Genomic DNA, 19,753 nt, shown 5'->3' with positions numbered 1-19,753 from the left:
GCTTGCTTCGCGCCGCGTTCGTTACAATGGCCCCTGATCCGATAACCAGAATCCAGCGATCCTTGAACTACGACACTCCGCCCGGCCTTGAAGTCGCGGCAGGCAGCCAAGGCAAGATCGTCCGGCTCTCCGGCCAGTGGACGGCGCTTGCGCTCGCGCGCGACCGCGCCACCGGCAAGGTGGTGCCCCGTCTGCGCTCGCTGACCGGCGCCGAGGGCATGCAGTGGGATCTGTCGCGCATCGAGCGGATGGACCACGTTGGCGGCCAGGCGCTATGGCGCGTCTGGGGCCACAAGCTGCCGGCCCAACTGGTCGAGCTGAACGCCACGCAGCGCGACATATTCGAGCGCATCGCCCTGCTCGATTCTGTGCGCGAGGCGCCCGAGACGGTGGTGCGCCTCGATCCGTTCACCCGCCTCGGCCTTTCCCTGTTCTCGTTCTTCGAGCATCTTTATGGTGGCATCGCGATGTTCGGGCGCGTCGTGCTCGATCTGCTTGCCATCGTACGCAATCCGAAGATCACGCCGTGGACCGAGATCTCCGCGAACGTCTACAACGCCGGCACCAAGGCGCTGCCGATCACCGCGCTGGTGGCGTTCCTGATCGGCATCGTGCTGAGCTATCTGTCGGCGCAGCAGTTGCGTCTGTTCGGCGCGAACCAGTACATCGTCAACATTCTCGGCCTCTCGGTGATTCGCGAGCTGGGGCCGGTGCTGTCGGCGATCCTCGTGGCGGGCCGCTCCGGCTCGGCGATCACCGCGCAGATCGGTGTGATGCGCGTCACCGAGGAACTCGATGCAATGCGCGTGATGGGCATTCCGCACGGCCTGCGGCTGATCCTGCCGCGCGTCGTCGCGCTCGGCGTGGCGATGCCGCTGCTCGTCATGTGGACCAACGTCGTCGCACTCACCGGCGGCGCGCTCGCCGCCAAACTGGTGCTCGGCATCGACATGGGCTATTTCTTCCGCGCGTTGCCGAGCGTGGTGCCGGTCGCCAATCTGTGGATCGGTCTCGGCAAGGGCATTGCCTTCGGCATGCTGATCGCCATTGTCGGCTGCCATTTCGGCTTTCGCATCAAGGCGAATTCGCAGAGCCTCGGCGAGGGCACGACCACCTCGGTGGTGTCGTCGATCACGATTGTGATTCTCGCCGACGCCGTGTTCGCCATCCTGTTCCAGAACGTGGGGCTCGGATGATCGCGCCGCTCACACAAGCCGTCCGCGGCCAGCCCCTGCCTTCAATCGCCGAGCCGGTGATCGAAGTGCGCGACCTGACCAAGCGCTACGGCCGCAATATCGTCCATCAGCACCTGAACTTCGAAGTGCGGCGCGGCGAGATTGTGTCGATTGTCGGCGGCTCCGGCTCGGGCAAGACCACGCTGGTGCGCCAGATTCTCGGTCTCGAAAGGCCCTCGTCGGGCACCATCAAGCTGTTCGGCGAAGACCTCTCGACCATCTCGCCGGAAACCGCACTGCTGATGCGCAGCCGCTCCGGCATGCTGTTCCAGCGCGGCGCGCTGTTCTCCTCGCTCTCGGTGTTCGACAACGTCGCGCAGCCGTTGCGCGAGCTCGGCAAGATCCCCGCCGATCTGCTGCGCGAGATCGTGATGCTGAAGCTCGAAATGGTCGGCTTGCCGTGCAAGCATGCATCGAAGATGCCGTCGGCGCTTTCGGGTGGCATGATCAAGCGGGTCGGCATTGCCCGCGCCATCGCCCTTGAACCCGAGCTGCTGTTTCTCGACGAACCGACCGCGGGGCTCGATCCGCAAGCGTCCGACGAGTTCGTCGAACTGGTGAGCACGCTGCATCGCGCGCTGGGCCTGACCGTCGTGATGGTGACGCACGATCTCGACACCATGGTTGCGCTTTCGACGCGCGTCGCCGTGCTGGCCGACCGCAAGGTGCTGGTCGCGGCTCCGGTGGAGGAGGCCGCGGGCGTGGACCACCCGTTTATTCGCGAGTACTTCCTCGGCCTGCGTGGCCGCCGCGCGTTACAGGCGCTGCCGCCGGAGCGCCGCGCCAAGCTGCCGCCCGCGGCGCTCGAACCGGCGTCGTCGGAATTGCCGCTGTGAACCAGGGAACCTGACAATGGAAAACAAATCACATGCCTTCTGGGCTGGGCTCTTCACGGTGGTGCTGCTGGTGGCGATTGCGGCGGCGGCCTTCCTGTTCAACGTCGACCGGTCGGTGCGCGTGCCGTATGACCTGATTGCCCGCACCAATGTCACCGGCTTGTATACGGATGCCGCGGTGCGCTATCGCGGCCTCGACGTGGGCAAGGTGCAGTCGATCAAGTTCGACCGCGAGCACCCCGGGCAGATCCTGATCCGGATTCTGGTGGACCAGCACGCACCGATCACGCATTCGACCTTCGGCAGTCTCGGTTTTCAGGGCGTAACGGGCATCGCCTTCATCCAGCTCGACGACACGGGGCGCGATACGACGCCGTTGCCGTCGTCGCTCAAGGATGTGGCCCAACTGCCGATGCACCCGGGCCTGCTCGATCAGTTGCAGCAGCGCGGCGACGTCCTGCTGCGCAAGCTGGAGCGGATCGCGGACGACGTGAACGACGTGCTGTCGCCGGAAATGCGCGACCAGTTGCTGGGTACTGCGGCAAGCCTGCAGCACGCCGCCGACGGCGTCACGTCGTTGACGAAGCAGGTGGCGCCGGCAGTCGCCAAGCTGCCGCAGACGCTTGACCAGCTCGACCGCACACTGGCGTCGACCAACCAGATGATTACCGGCCTGAACCGGCCGGACGGTCCGTTCGAGAGCAACCTGAACAAGGTCGGCACGGCGGCGCAGCAGGCAGGCGACGCGCTGACCTCGATGAACGCCACGCTGCAGGAGTTGTCGGCGCGCGTGGGGTACGACACATTGCCGCGGGTCAATTCGCTTGCCGACGACGTGCGTTCCGCCATGCGTTCGGTGGACCGCGCAGCAGACGTCTTCAGCAACAGTCCGCGCAGCGTCCTGTTCGGTGTGCCGCCGTCTTCGCCAGGTCCGGGCGAGCCAGGCTTTACCTGGCCCGCAGCCCGCACGGCAAAATGATTTGAAAGGATGATTGTCATGACCCGCTTGTTTGATCGCCCGCTTTATCGACCGCTCCAAAGGCAGGTGCAAAGCCCGCTTCGCGGCTTGTGTAGCGCCGGCGCGGCTCTCGCGGTCGTGCTGACGTTCGGCATGCTGACTGGCTGCGCAGGCACGCCCTCGGCGCTTTCCGATATCCGCTACGACCTGGGCCCAGCGCCGCAGACCGCGACCGCGGGCCCGATGCCCGCCGTCAAGGTGCTGGATGTGACCGCCCCCGAAACGCTCGATTCCGACAAGCTGATCTACCGCCTCAGCTACGCGGACGCGCAGCAGACCGCTTCCTATGCGAACAGCCACTGGACCATGGCGCCGGCCGCGCTCCTGACCCAGCGCCTGCGCAACGCGCTGTCGCAGCGCGGCACGGTGCTGACCGGCGCGGACGGTGTGAGAGCACCGGTGCTGAAGGTGGATCTGAACGAGTTCGAGCAGATTTTCGACAGCCAGACGGAAAGCCACGGCTCGGTCACGGCGCGCGCGACGCTGACGCAGGGCGGCAAGGTGATCGCGCAACGCACCTTCATTTCCCGCGCGCCGGCCAGGTCGTCGGATGCGGCCGGTGGCGCGCAAGCGCTTGCCGCGGCAAGCGACGATCTGGTCGCGCAGATTTCCGCATGGCTCGGCGTGCAGGCGCTGGTCGCGGGGCAATGAGCGGGTGCGGGGCCCCATCGCTATAATCGTCGCACTACAGGCGCGCCGCGGTGCTTGAAACCGCCGGCGCCCATCCCGCTCCCCCTTTCAGTCTCGCCCCGGACACCATGGACTCTTTCTACAAGTACCACGTTTTTTTCTGTCTCAATCAGCGCGATCCGGGGGCAGAGCGCCCGAGCTGCGCCAACTGCAATGCACAGGCCATGCAGGAGCACGCGAAAAAGCGCGTGAAGCAACTGGGCCTCGCCGGTCCGGGCCAGGTGCGTATCAATAAGGCGGGTTGCCTCGACCGCTGCGAGGAAGGCCCAACCATCGTCATTTACCCGGAAGGCACGTGGTACACCTATGTCGACGAGAGCGACATCGACGAGATCGTCGAATCGCATCTTGCGAACGGCAAGGTGGTCGAGCGTCTGAAAATCGATCAGTAAGCGGCGCCATGAACAGTCATACAAAACAGTTCCTGATCGACGGGCCGGTCGGCAAGATCGAAGTTGCGCTCGATCTGCCCGACGACATGCGCGAAAACGGCGCGGCCCCGCGCGGCATTGCGCTGGTGGCGCACCCGCATCCGCTGTTCGGCGGCACGATGGACAACAAGGTCGCGGTGACTTTGGTCCGCACGCTCACGCAGTTGAATTACGTGACCTATCGGTCGAATTTCCGCGGCGTGGGCAAGACCGAGGGGGAGCACGACGCCGGTATCGGCGAGCGCGACGACCTGCGCGCCGTGCTCGATTACATGCGGGCGCAGCCGGGCCAGGCCGATCTGCCCCTTGTACTCGCGGGCTTTTCGTTCGGCACGTTCGTGCTCTCGCACGTGGCCGCGCGGCTGGTCGAAGAAGGGCAGGCGATCGAGCGGATGGTGTTTGTCGGCACCGCGGCGAGCCGCTGGGAAGTGGCGCCCGTGGCGGAAAACACGCTTGTCATTCACGGTGAAACCGACGATACGGTCCCCATTCAATCGGTCTACGACTGGGCTCGGCCGCAGGAATTGCCGGTGGTCGTGATCCCCGGCGCCGAGCATTTTCTGCACCGCAAACTGCACGTTCTCAAGCGCATCATCGTCGACGCCTGGCGTTGAGCAAAGGGGCCGCGCGCGTTTTCCGGGGTACAGGTATGCGTCAAATGAAAATTTATCGACACGCTACCCGCAAAGTTACCTCGGCGGCGCGCGTATAATGAGCGCTCTTTTTTGGGCGCAGCGTGGCCCATCCGGCTGAATGGCGCACGGTTGCGCGCCGCTGCATGAAGGCAGCGTCGGATGATGGACGCGTTGCGCGAACCGATCGTGTGGCCGGAAGTCCAACGGGCGCCGCGCTGCTTTTACGCGGCCAGCGCTCGCCGACCGGCTCTTCCAAACTGCGCGCCTTTGGGCGCCATGCATATTTCTGCCCGAATCGATCCTATGCGTTTTTCCACCACCGGCTTTTCGTCACTCCCGTCCTTCGTTCCCCATACCGTCAACCGCGCCATCAACCGCGCGGTGACGCTCGGCGTGCTGCTGCCGGCCTCGCTGCTGGCGAGCACGGCCGCGTTCGCGCAGGTGCCGCCGCCGGCGGTGAACGCGCGCTCGTGGGTGCTGGTCGACGCGACCAGCAATCAGGTGCTCGCCTCCGGCAACGCCGATGAGCGCGTCGAACCGGCGTCGCTCACCAAGCTGATGACCGCCTATCTGGTCTTCGAAGCGCTGCAGACGAAGAAGATCACGATGGAGCAGATCGTCAACCCGAGCGAAGCGGTGCGCCGCGTCAAGACGGACGAATCGCGCATGTTCATCGAGGCCAACAAGCCGGTGTCGGTGCATGATCTCGTCTACGGCATGATCATCCAGTCGGGCAACGACGCGGCAATCGCGCTGGCCGAACTGGTCGGCGGCAGCGAGTCGCAGTTCGTCAACATGATGAACAGCGAGGCGCAGCGCCTCGGCATGACCCATACGCATTCTGCCGACGTGAACGGCATGCCCGACCCGCAGCACTACACGAGCGCGGGCGACCTCGCGATCCTGTCGGCGCGCCTGATTCGCGACTACCCTGACTACTACAACATCTTCTCGGTCAAGGACTTCACCTACAACAAGATCAAGCAGCCGAACCGCAACCGCCTGCTGTGGATCGATCCGACCGTCGACGGCCTGAAGACCGGCCATACGCAGGCGGCCGGCTACTGCCTGATCGCGAGCGCCAAGCGCCCGCTGCCGGGCTCGTCGGACGTGTCGCGCCGTCTCGTCTCGGTGATGATGGGTGAAGTGAAAGAGCACGACCGTGTCGAAGACAGTCTGAAGATGCTGAACTACGGCTACAGCGCGTACGACACGGTGCGCCTGTACAAGGCCGGCCAGGTGATCGAGACGCCGCGCGTCTACAAGGGTGCGGAAGACACGGTCAAGATCGGCGTGAAGGCCGATCAGTACATCACGGTGCCGAAGGGTGTGGCCGACAAGGCCAAGCCGCAGATCGAGCACATCGACCCGCTGATCGCGCCGATCGCCGACGGCCAGCAGGTCGGTACGGTGAAACTGGTGTCGGATGGCAAGGTGATCTCGCAATTCCCGATCGTCGCGCTGCAGGCCGTGCCGCAGGCCGGCGTGGTGGGCCGCGTGTGGGATTCGCTGATGCTGATGTTCAACAAGAAGAAGTAAGCGCGGGCGCGCGCAAGTGCGCTGGCGTCTGCTGACGGCTCCGGCAGCGATGTTGCGGGAGCCGTTGCGAAGGAGTGAAAGATGCAACCCGACAATGACTCGTTGTTCGAGTTTCCCTGCGATTTTCCGATCAAGGTGATGGGCAAGTCGCATCCCGAGTTTGCCGAAACCATCGTGACGGTGGTCAAGCAGTTCGACGCGAATGTCGACGCCTCACGCGTCGAGACCCGGCCGTCGAGCGGCGGCAATTACACCGGCCTGACGGTGACGGTGCGGGCGACGAGCCGCGCGCACCTTGACGACATCTATCGCGCCCTCACCGGGCATCCGATGGTGAAAGTCGTGCTGTGAACGGCGGCGGGGCGTCTTGCGCCCCGGTTTGCCTTGAGTTTGAGTTTTCCTCTGTCACCGGTTTACGGCGCGACCTGCAAGGCGTCCGCCGCGGTCTGCGGCCCGGCCGCACAAGCCTGGTCAAAGAGCTGCTTGAACTGTCCCACCTCCTCGAACACCCAATCCCGAAACGCCCGCACTCTTTCCGCCTGCATGCTTTGCGGCGGGCAGATGAAGTAGTACTGCCACGGGCTAGGGCCATCCACGTCGAATAGCCGCACGAGGCGCCCGGCGGCGATCTCGTGCATGGCGAGCGAGCGGCGCGTCAGCGCAATCCCTTGGCCGTCGATGGCCGCCTGCAGCAGGTTCGACGAATCCTGATACAGCACGCCGCGCTTGGGCTCGGGCCAGTCGGCGAGGCCGGCGGCGTCGAACCAGGGGCGCCACAGTTCGTCGTCGGAGCGCAGGAGCGGCGCTTTGGCGAGGTCGGCCGGGACTTTCGGCAGCTTGCCGCCGTTGAAATTGGGCGAGCAGGCCGGGAAGAAGATCTCTTCGAGCAGCAGCTCGGCGTGCAGGCCCGGATATTTGCCGTAGCCGAAGCGAATCGCCGCATCGACGTCGTCGCGGGCGAAATCGGTCAGCGAATTGGTGGACAGCAGCTCGAGATCCCATTGCGGATGGGCTTCGATAAAACTGCCGAGACGCGGCGTCACCCAGCGCGCCGCGAACGACGACAGCATCGACACCACGAGGCGCCGCTCGCGGTCGCCGGCGCGGATCTCACGGGTGGCCTCCGCGAGCGCCGTCAAGGCGCTGCGCACCTGGGCGGCGTAACGGCGGCCGATCTCAGTCAGGCGCACCCGCTTGCCGTCGCGGGCAAAGAGCTTTGCCCCCAATTCCGCCTCGAGCGCCCGGATCTGATGGCTGACGGCGCCGTGCGTGACAAACAGTTCGTCCGCGGCCCGCGAGAAGCTTTCGTGACGGGCGGCGGCTTCGAAGGCCTTGATGGCGTTGAGCGCCGGGAGTTGTCGAAGGTCCATCGCAATTTTTCTCACATAACGGTGAAAATTGATCGTTTTGCGTAAACCCTTGCTACGCCTACGATTGTAGCCATGAAACGATTTTTGGCGAGGTCATCATGCGAGAAATTTCCTCTAGCATTACCTTCGAGATCAGGGCCGGTGAGACGGTTCCGATGAACATTGCGCGCAGCACGCGGCTGACGGTGAGCTGCGGCGCCGTGTGGGTCACGCGTAGCGACGACACCGAGGACTATTGGCTGGAGCCGGGCCACACGCTGCGCCTGCGGCGTGGCGAGCGGCTCTGGCTGAGCGTCGAAGGCGGCCCCGAGGCGCGGGTGGCGTTCGCCGTCCCGGCACGTGCACATGTTCGCGCGCTCGACTGGCTGGTACGGCTTGGCGACAGGCTTGGCCTGCGCCTGCGGGACGGCTGGCGCACCGTCTGAGGCGCTGCTTGAGCGGTAGTTGGGCGTCAACTGAGCTGAAACTGAGCGGCAACGGAGCCGCCGTCGCTAGGAACGGGATGCCCGGCGTTGCAAGGGGGCGGGCGGGCATCCCGGTATTTCGGTAAACTGTGGGCATTATGTGTGCTACGCCGGCTTCCCCGCCTTCACCTTCCCCCCAGCTAACGTTGCGCTGGCGCGGTCTCGAATCCTACGAAACCAGCTTCGAGGGCATGCGCGTCTTCACGGACGCCCGCGGCGCCGATACGGCCGACGAAATCTGGCTGGTCGAACATCCCCCTGTCTTCACCCTTGGCCAGGCCGGCAACCCGGCGCATCTGCTATCCGCCGACAGCGGCATTCCGCTCGTCAAGGTGGACCGTGGCGGGCAGATCACCTACCACGGGCCCGGACAGGTGGTCGCCTACCTGCTGCTCGACCTGCGCCGCCGCAAGCTGATGGTGCGCGAGCTGGTCACGCGGATCGAGCAGGCCGTGATCGACACGCTCGCGGCGTATAATCTCGCCGGAGAACGCAAGGCGGGCGCCCCTGGCATCTACGTGGCGCCCGGTCCGGATGTGGGGCCGCATGCCGGCGCCAAGATCGGCGCACTGGGCCTGAAAATCCGCAACAGCTGCAGCTATCACGGTGTCAGCCTGAACGTGAAGATGGATCTGCGGCCGTTTCTGGCCATCAACCCATGCGGGTACGCGGGACTCGAAACCGTCGATATGGCGACGCTCGGCGTCGCCGCCGGCTGGGACGAAGTCGCCCGGACCTTTGCTGCATGCCTCACTGCAAACATCGACGGCACGCCCGCGGCCGTCGCCCAACCGCAGGCCGGTGTCGTGACCGCCTGACTGGATCGAACGAATGACTGACGCTACCGCGAACCTCGCCGGCGCTGCCGCCCCTGAAGCCTCACCCGCTGCCTATGACGCTACGGCCAAGCAGAAGGCGCAAGCCAAGACCGCGCGCATTCCGATCAAGATCATCCCGATCGAAAAGCTGAAGAAGCCAGACTGGATTCGCGTGAAGGCGGCCACTGGCAATTCGCGTTTCTACGAGATCAAGCAGATCCTGCGCGAGCACAACCTGCATACCGTCTGTGAAGAAGCGAGCTGCCCGAACATCGGCGAGTGCTTCGGCAAGGGCACCGCGACTTTCATGATCATGGGCGACAAGTGCACGCGCCGCTGCCCGTTCTGCGACGTCGGCCACGGCCGTCCTGATCCGCTGGATGTCGATGAGCCGGGCAATCTGGCCCGCACGATCGCAGCGCTGAAGCTCAAGTACGTGGTGATCACCAGCGTGGACCGTGACGATCTGCGCGACGGCGGCGCCGCGCACTTCGTGGAGTGCATTCGCCAGACGCGCGAGCTGTCGCCGGAAACGCGCATCGAGATCCTGACGCCGGATTTCCGCGGCCGTCTGGACCGCGCGCTCGGCATTCTGAACGCCGCTCCGCCCGATGTGATGAACCACAACCTCGAAACGGTGCCGCGTCTGTACAAGGAAGCGCGCCCGGGTTCGGACTACGCGCATTCGCTGAAGCTGCTGAAGGACTTCAAGGCGCTGCATCCGGACGTCGCTACCAAGTCGGGCCTGATGGTCGGTCTTGGCGAGACGGAAGAAGAAATCCTGCAGGTGATGCGCGACCTGCGCGAGCACGATGTGGACATGCTGACGATCGGCCAGTACCTGCAACCGTCGGAGCACCACCTGCCGGTTCGCTCGTACGTGCATCCGGATACCTTCAAGATGTACGAGGAAGAAGCCTACAAGATGGGCTTCACGCACGCGGCTGTGGGTGCGATGGTGCGCTCGAGCTATCACGCCGATCTGCAGGCGCACGGCGCCGGTGTGGTTTGAGCCTGCTTTAAGGGGCTGCCTGAAGTGGCTGCCTGAAGTTGCCACCTTAAGTGGCCACTTGAGCCACTCGAAACGCAGTATTCCGCTGAAAGACAAAAGCCCGCTTGTGCGGGCTTTTGCTTGATGAAATCGGCAGCGGGCTGCTGCTATGCGGCCACGCGTTGCTCCGACAACCTGAACGTGCCCACGCTTTGCGCCAGCGTAGCGGCCTCTTCCTTCAGCAGATTCGCCGCCGCAGCGGATTGCTCGACCAGCGCGGCGTTCTGCTGCGTCACATTATCCAGTTGCGAAAGCGCCTGATTGACCTGACCGAGCCCGGTGCTCTGCTCGGAGGTCGCGACGCTGATCTCGCCGATCACGCTCGTGATGTTGCGCACGCCTTCGACGATTTCCTCCATGGTCTTGCCGGCGGTCTGCACGAGATCGGAGCCGGCCTCGATCTTTTCCACCGACGAGTTGATCAACTGCTTGATCTCCTTGGCGGCCTGCGCGCTGCTTTGCGCCAGTGCGCGCACTTCGCCGGCCACCACCGCGAAACCGCGGCCGTGTTCGTTGGCACGCGCGGCTTCGACCGCCGCGTTGAGGGCAAGAATATTGGTCTGGAACGCAATGCCGTCGATCACGCCAATGATGTTGGCGATTTCCCGCGAAGCCTGGGTAATCTCGTTCATCATCGTCACCACTTCCGTGACCACGTGACCGCCGCGCACCGCCACGGTCGAAGCGGATTCGGCAAGACGGTTGACCTGGCTGGCCGCGTCCGCCGAGTTGCGCGCGGTGCCGGTCAACTCCTCGAGCGCGGCAGCCGTTTCCTGCAGGCTCGACGCGGCGTGTTCGGTGCGGCTCGACAGATCGAGATTGCCTTGTGCGATTTCCGCGCTGGCATGGTTCACCGATTTGCTGCTCTCGCGAATCTGCATCAGGATCGCATTGATCTTTTCGGTGAACGTATTGAAGGCCCGCGCAATCTGCGCCGCTTCGTCGTCGCCGGTTGCGGGCAGCCGCTTCGAGAGATCGCCGCTGCCCGAACTGACGTCGTTCAGCGCATCGCGCACCACCAGCACGCGGCGGAACGCCGTGTTCGTCAGCGCGCCGACCAGCACACCGGCAATCAGCGCCACGAGGATCAGCGCGATCACCGTGGTCGTGGCTACGGCGCGCATACCGGCGGTCACATCGGACTTGTCGAGCGCGATCACGAGGCTCCAGTCGGTGCCCGGAATCTTCTCCGCGTGCAGCAGCTTGGTCGCGCCGTCGACCTTGGCCGGGATCGGTTCAGCGGAGTCCTGCAAGGCGCCGAGCGCGTCGCTGGTCAGGTCGGGCGAGAGGTCGGTGGCCGGCTTGAGGATCAGCTCACTCTTCGGAACCGCCACCAGGTGCGCGCTCTGGTCGACGAGGAAGGCGAAGCTGGCGGGGGTGGGGTGGACCGCGGTCACAACCGAGCTTACGCCGTCCAGGAACACGCTCGCGGCGATCACGCCCTTGAGCGTGCCGTCGCGCAGCACCGGTACGGCGAAGGAAACCACCGGTTTGCCGGTCGCTACGTCGGCGTAGGGTTTTGTCACGACCAGTTTGCCTGCCGCAACGGCCTGCTTGTACCAGGGACGGCCTGTGGGATCGTAGCCGGGAGCGAGCGGCGTCGTAGCCGAGGTATACGCTGTTTTATCAGGCAAACCCAGCGTCGTGACCTGGAAGCCACCTGACTTCGCGAGCAGGCGCAGGGCCGGTACAGGATCGCCTTCACCGACCGGCAAGGTATCGGCGAGCGACTGGACGATCGCGGCGCGCCCGGCGACCCATTCGTCGATGGCTAGTGCGTGACCCGTGGAAATGGATTTGAGGTTTTCTCCGACGGTTCGATCGTTGTCGGTTTTCACTACGTAGTAGATCAGGCCGCCAGTCACCGCGAGCGCGGTCACGAGGATTGCGACACACGTGACGAGAATCCGCGTGCGAATCGATGAAGACATTTCTTGGTCCGTTTATGTGGTCATTTGTTGTTCATGGGCGGCATGACCTGCTTGTGTCATGCAGTGCTGAAACGCCCATACCCCGCATATTGCCGTCGTACTTCATCTTCAGATGTGCGATGCTGCCGCGCAGCATGCCGGGGCCAACAGCCACAGCCTTCGCCATGCGGGCACGCCGACGGGTTATCGGCATAATCGCTGCGGAACTTGACGCTGGGGTGACATCGAGGGGAGGCCGCAGGGCGGGGCGGGTGCCCGGGCGCATCTAACCGAGCGTGAAAAGCAATGCTCAAACAGCGTGATTAGCAATCGAGAATTCGTTAGAACCGGCCGCGGACAAACTCCCTATAGTCGAAAGCCTCCCAAACACCTTATTACAACGGGGCTTCTCGATGAACCAATTCCTCCGCCCGCTCGCCGCGCTCCTGACGTTGCTTGCCGTGTCCGCTCCCTTTACGAGCGCCGCTCATGCCGATACCAAGGAAGTCGTCATCGCGTATCAGGACATGGTCGTGCCGTGGCGTTATGCGCAGGCCACCGGTGAAGTCGAGAAGGAAACCGGTTACAAGGTGGTGTATCGCCAGCTTGCCAGCGGCGCGGAAGTGGTGCGGGCGCTGGCCTCGGGGTCGGTGCAGCTCGGTGAGGCCGGTTCCAGTCCGATTGCTGCGGGCCTGTCGCAAGGCGTCGATATTTCGCTGTTCTGGATTCTCGACAACATCAACAATGCCGAGGCGCTCGTCGCGCGCGACGGCTCCGGTGTCACGAGCCTTGCCGGCCTGAAGGGTAAAACAATCGGCGTTCCGTTTGTTTCGACCTCGCATTTCCATACGTTGGTCGCGCTGCAAAACGCCGGCGTGAATCCGGCAGACGTGAAGATCGTCAACCTGCGGCCGCAGGAAGTCGCCGCCGCATGGCAGCGCGGCGACATCGACGCCACCTACATCTGGGATCCGGTCCTTGCCAAGGTGAAGAAGAACGGCAAGGTGCTGATTACCTCGGGCCAGGTCGCGCAGGAGACGGGCAAGGCGACTTTCGACGGCTTCGTGGTCGATCGCAAGTTCGCCCAGCAAAATCCTGAGTTCGTCGCGCGCTTCGTCAAGGTGCTGGCCGCGAGCGATGCGAACTATCGCGATCACACGGCGGCATGGTCCGCGAATTCGCCGCAAGTGGCGGCGGTCGCCAAGGAGTCCGGAGCAAATGCCGAGGATGTGCCGGCCAGTCTCGCGCTGTATGCGTTTCCGTCACTGGCCCAGCAGGCGTCCAGCACGTGGCTAGGCGGCGGTGCGCAATCGGGAGCGGCGAAATCGCTCGCTGCCACGGCGGCGTTCCTGAAGACGCAAGGGACGATTCAAACCGTGCTGCCGGACTATTCGGCGGGCGTCGATCCGCACTTCGTGCAGCAAGCGGCGCATGAATAAGGTGGTGCATCGTTTCTGCAGCCGGCGGGCTTTGCTATGAGCGCCCTGGAGATCCGGCGGCTGCACGTCGCGTATGAAGGCGTGCGCGGCGCGGCCCCGCATGTGGCGCTCGCCGATGTCGATCTGAACATCGAGTCCGGCGAGTTCGTGGTGGCGCTCGGCGCGTCGGGTTGCGGCAAGACAACCTTGCTCAATTGCATCGCCGGTTTTATCCAGCCGAGCGGGGGTGAAGTCCTGCTCAACGGTGAGCCGGTCAATGGTCCTGGCGCGGATCGTGGCGTGGTGTTCCAGAAGTACGCGCTAATGCCGTGGCTCGACGTGCTCGATAACGTCGCGCTCGGGTTGCGCTTTCAGCGCGTGCCGAAAGCGCAGCGCGAACGTATCGCGCTGCAAATGCTGGCCCTGGTGGGCCTGGAGCCGCATGCGCATACTCACGTCTATGCGTTGTCGGGTGGGATGCAGCAACGCGTCGGGATTGCCCGTGCATTGGCGAGCGATCCGCAAATACTCCTGATGGACGAGCCGATGGGCGCGCTCGATGCGATGACGCGCGAGTCGATGCAGGAGCTCGTGCTCGACGTCTGGGGCCGCACGGGCAAGACGGTGTTCTTTATTACCCACAGCGTCGAAGAAGCCCTGTTTCTGGCGACGCGCCTCGTCGTCATGACACCGGGACCGGGGCGTATTGCCGAGAGCTACGATCTGCCGTTCGCGCGGCGCTTTCTCGAGACGCGCGACGCACGGGCGGTGAAGTCGGCGCCGGACTTTATCGAGTGGCGTGAACGGCTGGTGCGGCGTCTGCATCAGCGTGCGCCGGAAGAGGTGCTGTCGTGACTGTTTCGCATGATTCGCTCGGTGGTTCACTCAATGAGTCATTTGATCCGGCTGCGGTGACCCCGCCTGCGGCCAGCCGGGTAGATGCCCCGTTGGCTGCGGCGGCGCCAGCGCGCAAAAAGCGGCCGAGGGCGGTGCGCGCGTGGCGCATGCCGGGCGAAGGGCCGACCGCTGCGCTGAGCTTCGTCTCGGTGGCTGGGCTGGCCGCGCTATGGTGGGCCGCCACGCATCTGCACTGGCTGCCGCCGCTCTTTCTGCCGACGCCGGAAGCCGTCTGGGCTGCTTTTATCGATGCGTGCCACGGGCGTATCCAGGGCGGTCTGCCTTTGTCGCAGCATCTCGCCTGGAGCGCGCTGCGCGTCTTTGGCGCCTTTGCGCTAGCGGTGGTGACGGGTGTGCCCGTCGGCATTCTGATGGGGGTGAGCCGCGTGGCGCGTGGCCTGCTCGACCCGCCGCTGGAGTTCTACCGGCCGCTGCCGCCGCTTGCCTATCTGCCGCTGGTGGTGATCTGGTTCGGCATCGACGAGACCGCAAAGATCGTCGTCATCTATCTTGCCTGCTTCGCGCCGATCGCCATGGCGGCGCGTGCCGGCGCACGCAGCGCGACCGTCGAGCAGATTCATGCGGCGTATTCGCTGGGCGGCTCGTTCACGCAGATCGTGCGCCATGTCGTGTTGCCGGCGGCCTTGCCGGAGATCCTCACGGGACTGCGGATTGCAATCGGCTTCGGCTGGACGACGCTCGTCGCGGCTGAGATGGTTGCGGCCACGGCTGGGTTGGGTCAAATGGTGCTGAACGCGTCGAGCTTTCTGCGCACCGACGTAGTGGTGATGGGGATCGTGCTGATCGGCCTCATTGCGTGGGCGTTCGACCTTGGAATGCGGGCGCTGGAGCGGCGCCTGGTGCCGTGGAAGGGGCGGGCTTAGCGGTATGGGCGGCGCCGCGCACTGCCCTTGGGTTCAGGCGGCGTGCGCGGCTTTTTCAGCCGCCGTGGGCTCAGGAAAATGTCCGGTCTGACAGACATTCAGGCAAACACTGGGGCAAGCACTCAGGCAAACATTCAGGCAAACAGCTCGAGAACCGGCCAACCCCGCTCGCGGGCAATCGCCCGCAGCCGCTCATCCGGATTGGTCGCCACCGGATTCGTGACACGCTCGAGCAAAGGCACGTCGTTGATCGAGTCGCTATAGAAGTAGCTCTTCGGAAAGTCCTGTAACGCATAACCCAAAGATGCCAGCCAGCTTTCGGTGCGTACGATCTTGCCTTCGCGGAACGTCGGCACGCCGAGCGCGGCGCCGGTAAAGCGGGCGAGGGGATCGCCTCCTTCGGTGCCCAGATCGATGCCGAGCAGATGCTCGAATCCAAGCGCCTTGCCGATCGGCGCCGTCACGAATACGTTCGTGGCGGTGACGATGCAGCACAGGTCGCCCGCATCGAAGTGCCGTTGGACCAGTTCGCGTGCGGCCGGGCGGATCGCCGGGACAATCACTTCGCGCATGAACACGGCGTGCCACGCGTCGAGTTGCTCGCGTGAGTGGCGAGCGAGCGGCGCCAGCGTGTAGTTGAGGTAATCGGTCATGTCGAGCGTGCCGGCCACGTATTGGCGGTAGTACGCGTCGATTTCTTCTGCGTGGCGCTCGGCGCCTTCCACACCCAGCTTCGCTATGAAGTGGGCCCATGCCTGATCGCTGTCGAGGGGGATCAATGTGTGGTCCAGATCGAACAGCGCGAGGTTACGACTCATCTAAGGGTTCCTTGCATCCACTCTCTGAAACCGGCTTGCTGCCGGCGAGGCACGCTTCCGCATCCTGGCGGATCGTATAGTTAAATACACAAAAATACAATAAGCCATATTTATGCAAAATGACTGGCGAGCCGGCCCGGCTGGACGATGGCGTCTCTAGCCTCTCGACGCTGCCGCCAAGGGCTATTTCCAAAGGAAGGGATGGGCGAACTGGGCGAACTGGGCAAACTGGGCAAACTGGGCAAACTGGGCAAACTGGGCAAACGAAAAGGCGGCACGCGCCCGCCATGGGGCGCCGCCGGGAGGTGGCGCTGACGCGCCTCGAATGGTCCTAGGCCAGGATGATCCGCGCGACTTTCTTCTTCAGCGGAGCAAACTCAGCGGACTCGGCTGCCTTTTTGTTGGTGATCAGCACGTCGACCTGATCAGCCGGGCAGTAGGAAATGCGGCTGCGCTGGCCGATCTTGCTGTAATCGGCGAGGATCACCACACGATGCGCGTTGGCGACCATGGCGCGTGCCACTTCCGTCTCCTCGTGATCGTAGTTGGTGGCGCCGTGCCGGTAGTCGATGCCGACTGGCGACAGCAACGCCACGTCCGCACGGTAGCGATGAATCTCGAGGATCGTCGTGCTGCCGCCCGTCGCCATGGCCCGGTCACTGATCGAGCCGCCCAGCAGGATGACCTCGTTGCGGGCCTCCGTCTGCTGCTCGCCGGCTCCGCGCAACTTCAGCGCCACGTCGATCGAGTTGGTCACCACGGTCAGGTTGGCGAGCTTCGCCAGCTCTTCGGCCAGCGCCGAGGTGGTGGTGCCGGCATCGATAAACAGCGTCTGGCCGCTGGAGATCACGCCGGTTGCCGCCTTGGCGATGGCCGTCTTGGCTTTGACACGGGTATGGGCGCGCTCCGCGATGGGGGCTTCGTCGTCGGGCTTGATGGCGCCGCCGTGCACCCGCCGCAATTCACCGAGCGCTTCCAGATCGAGCAGGTCGCGCCGCACCGTTTCGCGCGATACCCCGAGATCCGCCATGATCCGTTCGGTCGACACCCGTTGCAGTGTCGATAGCAGCGCGCGAATTCTTTGGTGACGGTCTTCCTGCCACATGCATTTTCCTTTTAAGTTGAGTCGTTCTGAAGCGCTTTTAGCCCATTACACCACTGACACGATTTTGTGTCGCGCACGTGTCACCGGCGCGACTTTCACGGTTTTGTGTTGTATTTTTTTGGACCCTTGCAAATTTGTGTATTTGAATTTAGCCTTCGCACATTGGACGCTGGGTGACCAATCCGAACACGGAATGTTCGGAAAGGAATGGAAATGTCCAGCTTCGAAAATTGGCTGTCGTATTTGGCACGTAGACTGCCTCATGCGGGCCCCATACTAGGCCTGGTTGGCTATTTTGCCGCCTGTTTCGATGCCGTGCCTAAAACATAACAATTGACTGACAAAATAACACCGCTCGGTTCGTCATCCTGACGATGACAGGCGGGCGAAGAGCGCGCTGCAGGACAAAACCATAACAATGACCGGACCATCGCCGAACGGCAACTCCATTTGAACCGGCCGAGCTGGCAGGTGCCAGCAGCACCGGAAGCGCAGACGCATTGATGCGAAGAAATGCGCAAGGCGCGGCGGGGCCAGTCGCGCCGGTGGTGCGGCCTGCCGGGGCCGCAGGTGTGCGGGTAGGATGCATTGATCCGGTCTATTACGAAGGTGCACAGACGTGGGAACTGGGATTGATCGTAGTGTCGCTGACTGGCCTTATCCACGGCTGGTTGCGCATCGCTGTGGCGGAACGCTTGCGCCGGAAAACACACTTGCGGGATTCGACGCCTGCAAGCGCTATGGCTATGGGATGGTCGAATTCGACGCCAAGCTCTCCGCGGACAATCAGATCTTTTTGCTGCACGACGACACGCTCGAGCGGACCACCAATGGCCACGGCGCTGCCGCCGAACATAGCTGGCAGGAACTGGCGCAGCTCGACGCCGGCTCGTGGCGCGGCGCCGAGTTCGCAGGCGCTCGCCTGCCCACGCTCGCCGAGGCCGCTGCCCGCTGCGCGCGAGACGGCATTGCCGCCAACATCGAAATCAAGCCGTGTCCGGGCCGCGATGAGATCACCGGCCGGCTCGCCGCTGCTGCCGCTCTCGAACTCTGGCAGGCACAGACACAGCCGCTGCTGTCGTCGTTTTCATTCGAAGCGCTTGCTGCTGCCCGCGATGCGGCGCCCTCGCTGCCGCGCGGCATGCTGTTCGAAGCCGTGCCCGACGACTGGCTGCGCATTGTGCGTGAGCTCGATTGTGTCTCGCTGCACGCAAGCCATAAGCATCTCACCGCAGAGCTTGTCGCCGAGATCCGCGCCGCGGGTTTGCGGGTGCTCGTCTATACGGTGAACGATCCCGAGCGCGCCACGTTGCTCGCGCAATGGGGCGTTGACATGATTTGTACCGATCGCATCGATATGCTCGCGCACGACATGCTGTCCACACCTCGCGACCGGACATAGTCGGACATCGCGCATGGCAGGCGCCCCGGGGAGGGTGCCGGAGACAACCGTCAAATGCAGTTTTCCTAACGTAGCAACTTTGGGCAAAGGATGGGAACTACTATGAACCGCACGTGGCTAAGCCGTGTTATCTCGATGTCAGCGGTTGCGGGCGTCGCCGCAGCAGGCGCTGGCAGCGCGTCCGCTGCATCGCTCGATGCGCTGGTCGCCGCCGCCAAGCAGGAAGGACAACTGACGGTGATTGCCCTGCCGCACGACTGGTGCGGCTATGGCCCGATGATCGCCGCTTTCGAAAAGAAATATGGCATCAAGGTCAACGAGCTGAACCCGGATGCCGGTTCCGGCGACGAAGTTGAAGCCATCAAGGCCAACAAGGGCAACAAGGGTCCGCAAGCGCCGGACGTGATCGACGTGGGTCTGTCGTTTGGTCCGACTGCGAAGGCCGACGGCCTGCTGCAGCCGTACAAGGTGTCGACGTGGAAGGAAATTCCGGACTCGGCCAAGGACGCGGATGGCTACTGGTACGGCGACTATTACGGCGTGCTGTCGTTCGAGGTGAACGCCGACATGATCGACAAGGCGCCGGCTGACTGGAGCGATCTGCTCAAGTCCGACTACAAGAACGCCGTGTCGCTCGCAGGCGATCCGCGCTCGGCCAACCAGGCTATCCAGGCGGTGTACGCGGCCGGCCTGTCGTCGAGCAAGAACGATGCCGCCAAGTCGGCCGACGCTGGTCTGAAGTACTTCGCCGACCTGAACAAGAACGGCAACTTCGTGCCGGTGATCGGCAAGGCCGCTTCGCTCGCACAGGGCACGACGCCGATTATCGTGCGTTGGGACTACAACGCGCTGGCCGATCGCGACACGCTCAAGGGCAACCCGAAGGTCCAGGTGGTGGTGCCGAAGACGGGCGTGGTAGCCGGCGTCTACGTGCAGGCCATCAGCGCCTACGCGCCGCACCCGAACGCCGCGAAGCTGTGGATGGAATACCTGTACTCGGACGAAGGCCAGATCGGCTGGCTGGCCGGTTATTGCCACCCGATGCGCTATAGCCAGCTGGTTGCCGCAAAGAAGGTGCCGCAGACGCTGCTCGACAAGCTGCCGCCGGCATCGGCCTACAAGAACGCAGTGTTCCCGACGCTGCAGCAGCAAGACGCGTATAAGGACACGATCACCAAGCATTGGGACGAAGTGGTCGGCGCGAACGTGAAGTAAGACCAGGCAGGATGCAG

Annotated in this window: 20 protein-coding genes; 16 read left to right on the top strand and 4 right to left on the bottom strand. The window is 64.0% G+C overall.

The features are described from left to right. The first annotated feature begins 62 nt into the window (after positions 1-62). The 8 genes from FFS45_RS10720 (at position 63) to FFS45_RS10685 (ending at position 6,735) form a co-directional block, all read left to right on the top strand. The gene (locus tag FFS45_RS10720) at positions 63-1,196 is read left to right on the top strand and encodes an ABC transporter permease (RefSeq protein ID WP_137954616.1); all 1,134 of its coding nucleotides are present in this window, start codon (positions 63-65) and stop codon (positions 1,194-1,196) included. Continuing rightward, on the top strand, positions 1,193-2,071 hold the full coding sequence (locus FFS45_RS10715; RefSeq protein WP_137954615.1) for an ATP-binding cassette domain-containing protein: 879 nt from the start codon (positions 1,193-1,195) through the stop codon (positions 2,069-2,071). Before FFS45_RS10720 ends, FFS45_RS10715 begins: the two co-directional genes overlap by 4 nt. Positions 2,072-2,087: 16 nt before the next feature. Beyond that, positions 2,088-3,050, top strand: a complete 963-nt coding sequence (locus tag FFS45_RS10710) for an MlaD family protein (RefSeq protein ID WP_137954614.1) — start codon at positions 2,088-2,090, stop codon at positions 3,048-3,050. A gap of 132 nt (positions 3,051-3,182) precedes the next feature. Further along, a complete protein-coding gene (locus tag FFS45_RS10705) occupies positions 3,183-3,740 on the top strand; it encodes an ABC-type transport auxiliary lipoprotein family protein (RefSeq protein ID WP_249362757.1) in 558 nt (185 codons plus the stop codon). Between the two features lie 107 nt (positions 3,741-3,847). Then, positions 3,848-4,171, top strand: a complete 324-nt coding sequence (locus FFS45_RS10700) for a (2Fe-2S) ferredoxin domain-containing protein (RefSeq protein WP_137954612.1) — start codon at positions 3,848-3,850, stop codon at positions 4,169-4,171. Between the two features lie 8 nt (positions 4,172-4,179). Further along, on the top strand, positions 4,180-4,824 hold the full coding sequence (locus FFS45_RS10695; RefSeq protein WP_137954611.1) for an alpha/beta hydrolase: 645 nt from the start codon (positions 4,180-4,182) through the stop codon (positions 4,822-4,824). A 324-nt stretch (positions 4,825-5,148) separates the two neighbouring features. After that, the gene (locus tag FFS45_RS10690; protein WP_137954610.1) at positions 5,149-6,384 is read left to right on the top strand and encodes a D-alanyl-D-alanine carboxypeptidase family protein; all 1,236 of its coding nucleotides are present in this window, start codon (positions 5,149-5,151) and stop codon (positions 6,382-6,384) included. An 81-nt stretch (positions 6,385-6,465) separates the two neighbouring features. Beyond that, positions 6,466-6,735: a DUF493 family protein gene (locus FFS45_RS10685; protein WP_137954609.1), complete on the top strand. Its 270-nt coding sequence runs from the start codon at positions 6,466-6,468 to the stop codon at positions 6,733-6,735. A 62-nt stretch (positions 6,736-6,797) separates the two neighbouring features. Here FFS45_RS10685 and FFS45_RS10680 read toward each other — a convergent pair whose 3' ends face one another. Beyond that, entirely contained in the window at positions 6,798-7,754 is a 957-nt protein-coding gene (locus tag FFS45_RS10680; protein WP_137954608.1) for a transcriptional regulator GcvA, read from the bottom strand. A gap of 98 nt (positions 7,755-7,852) precedes the next feature. Here FFS45_RS10680 and FFS45_RS10675 point away from each other — a divergent pair, with 98 nt between their 5' ends. From FFS45_RS10675 to lipA, 3 genes are all read left to right on the top strand, one after another. Further along, on the top strand, positions 7,853-8,179 hold the full coding sequence (locus FFS45_RS10675; protein ID WP_137954607.1) for a DUF2917 domain-containing protein: 327 nt from the start codon (positions 7,853-7,855) through the stop codon (positions 8,177-8,179). Positions 8,180-8,316: 137 nt separating this feature from the next. After that, the gene (lipB, locus tag FFS45_RS10670; RefSeq protein ID WP_137954606.1) at positions 8,317-9,036 is read left to right on the top strand and encodes a lipoyl(octanoyl) transferase LipB; all 720 of its coding nucleotides are present in this window, start codon (positions 8,317-8,319) and stop codon (positions 9,034-9,036) included. A 13-nt stretch (positions 9,037-9,049) separates the two neighbouring features. Further along, entirely contained in the window at positions 9,050-10,048 is a 999-nt protein-coding gene (gene lipA, locus FFS45_RS10665) for a lipoyl synthase (protein ID WP_137954605.1), read from the top strand. A 146-nt stretch (positions 10,049-10,194) separates the two neighbouring features. Here the strand turns inward: lipA and FFS45_RS10660 are convergent, their stop codons facing one another. Further along, positions 10,195-12,018, bottom strand: coding sequence for a methyl-accepting chemotaxis protein (locus tag FFS45_RS10660; protein WP_137954604.1), 1,824 nt, complete (start codon positions 12,016-12,018; stop codon positions 10,195-10,197). A gap of 392 nt (positions 12,019-12,410) precedes the next feature. Here FFS45_RS10660 and tauA point away from each other — a divergent pair, with 392 nt between their 5' ends. From tauA to FFS45_RS10645, 3 genes are all read left to right on the top strand, one after another. Continuing rightward, positions 12,411-13,436, top strand: coding sequence for a taurine ABC transporter substrate-binding protein (gene tauA / locus FFS45_RS10655; RefSeq protein ID WP_137954603.1), 1,026 nt, complete (start codon positions 12,411-12,413; stop codon positions 13,434-13,436). Between the two features lie 36 nt (positions 13,437-13,472). Beyond that, a complete protein-coding gene (locus FFS45_RS10650; protein WP_137954602.1) occupies positions 13,473-14,270 on the top strand; it encodes an ATP-binding cassette domain-containing protein in 798 nt (265 codons plus the stop codon). A 92-nt stretch (positions 14,271-14,362) separates the two neighbouring features. After that, positions 14,363-15,196, top strand: a complete 834-nt coding sequence (locus FFS45_RS10645; RefSeq protein WP_249362756.1) for an ABC transporter permease subunit — start codon at positions 14,363-14,365, stop codon at positions 15,194-15,196. Positions 15,197-15,330: 134 nt separating this feature from the next. Here FFS45_RS10645 and FFS45_RS10640 read toward each other — a convergent pair whose 3' ends face one another. Together FFS45_RS10640 and FFS45_RS10630 are read right to left on the bottom strand one after the other, a co-directional pair. After that, entirely contained in the window at positions 15,331-16,014 is a 684-nt protein-coding gene (locus tag FFS45_RS10640; protein WP_137954601.1) for an HAD family hydrolase, read from the bottom strand. 331 nt (positions 16,015-16,345) lie between these two features. Next, positions 16,346-17,119, bottom strand: a complete 774-nt coding sequence (locus FFS45_RS10630) for a DeoR/GlpR family DNA-binding transcription regulator (RefSeq protein ID WP_137954599.1) — start codon at positions 17,117-17,119, stop codon at positions 16,346-16,348. Positions 17,120-17,738: 619 nt separating this feature from the next. Here FFS45_RS10630 and ugpQ point away from each other — a divergent pair. Beyond that, complete coding sequence (ugpQ, locus tag FFS45_RS10625) at positions 17,739-18,521, top strand: glycerophosphodiester phosphodiesterase (protein ID WP_137954598.1); 783 nt, start codon at positions 17,739-17,741, stop codon at positions 18,519-18,521. A gap of 102 nt (positions 18,522-18,623) precedes the next feature. Then, positions 18,624-19,736: an ABC transporter substrate-binding protein gene (locus tag FFS45_RS10620; protein ID WP_137954597.1), complete on the top strand. Its 1,113-nt coding sequence runs from the start codon at positions 18,624-18,626 to the stop codon at positions 19,734-19,736. The last annotated feature ends 17 nt before the right edge of the window (positions 19,737-19,753 follow it).

It is taken from the genome of Burkholderia sp. 4M9327F10 (assembly GCF_005503145.1).
Classification (GTDB): Bacteria; Pseudomonadota; Gammaproteobacteria; order Burkholderiales; family Burkholderiaceae; genus Paraburkholderia.
This window is presented reverse-complemented; position numbering and strand designations above follow the sequence as displayed.

Coding starts and splice junctions, on each gene's coding strand:
- FFS45_RS10630 (WP_137954599.1), bottom strand. CDS start 17,119: ATGTGGCAGGAAGACCGTCACCAAAGAATTCGCGCGCTGCTATCGACA.
- FFS45_RS10620 (WP_137954597.1), top strand. CDS start 18,624: ATGAACCGCACGTGGCTAAGCCGTGTTATCTCGATGTCAGCGGTTGCG.
- FFS45_RS10715 (WP_137954615.1), top strand. CDS start 1,193: ATGATCGCGCCGCTCACACAAGCCGTCCGCGGCCAGCCCCTGCCTTCA.
- FFS45_RS10685 (WP_137954609.1), top strand. CDS start 6,466: ATGCAACCCGACAATGACTCGTTGTTCGAGTTTCCCTGCGATTTTCCG.
- FFS45_RS10705 (WP_249362757.1), top strand. CDS start 3,183: ATGCTGACTGGCTGCGCAGGCACGCCCTCGGCGCTTTCCGATATCCGC.
- FFS45_RS10710 (WP_137954614.1), top strand. CDS start 2,088: ATGGAAAACAAATCACATGCCTTCTGGGCTGGGCTCTTCACGGTGGTG.
- tauA (WP_137954603.1), top strand. CDS start 12,411: ATGAACCAATTCCTCCGCCCGCTCGCCGCGCTCCTGACGTTGCTTGCC.
- FFS45_RS10660 (WP_137954604.1), bottom strand. CDS start 12,018: ATGTCTTCATCGATTCGCACGCGGATTCTCGTCACGTGTGTCGCAATC.
- FFS45_RS10695 (WP_137954611.1), top strand. CDS start 4,180: ATGAACAGTCATACAAAACAGTTCCTGATCGACGGGCCGGTCGGCAAG.
- FFS45_RS10650 (WP_137954602.1), top strand. CDS start 13,473: ATGAGCGCCCTGGAGATCCGGCGGCTGCACGTCGCGTATGAAGGCGTG.
- FFS45_RS10680 (WP_137954608.1), bottom strand. CDS start 7,754: ATGGACCTTCGACAACTCCCGGCGCTCAACGCCATCAAGGCCTTCGAA.
- FFS45_RS10640 (WP_137954601.1), bottom strand. CDS start 16,014: ATGAGTCGTAACCTCGCGCTGTTCGATCTGGACCACACATTGATCCCC.
- lipA (WP_137954605.1), top strand. CDS start 9,050: ATGACTGACGCTACCGCGAACCTCGCCGGCGCTGCCGCCCCTGAAGCC.
- FFS45_RS10675 (WP_137954607.1), top strand. CDS start 7,853: ATGCGAGAAATTTCCTCTAGCATTACCTTCGAGATCAGGGCCGGTGAG.
- FFS45_RS10700 (WP_137954612.1), top strand. CDS start 3,848: ATGGACTCTTTCTACAAGTACCACGTTTTTTTCTGTCTCAATCAGCGC.
- FFS45_RS10690 (WP_137954610.1), top strand. CDS start 5,149: ATGCGTTTTTCCACCACCGGCTTTTCGTCACTCCCGTCCTTCGTTCCC.
- lipB (WP_137954606.1), top strand. CDS start 8,317: ATGTGTGCTACGCCGGCTTCCCCGCCTTCACCTTCCCCCCAGCTAACG.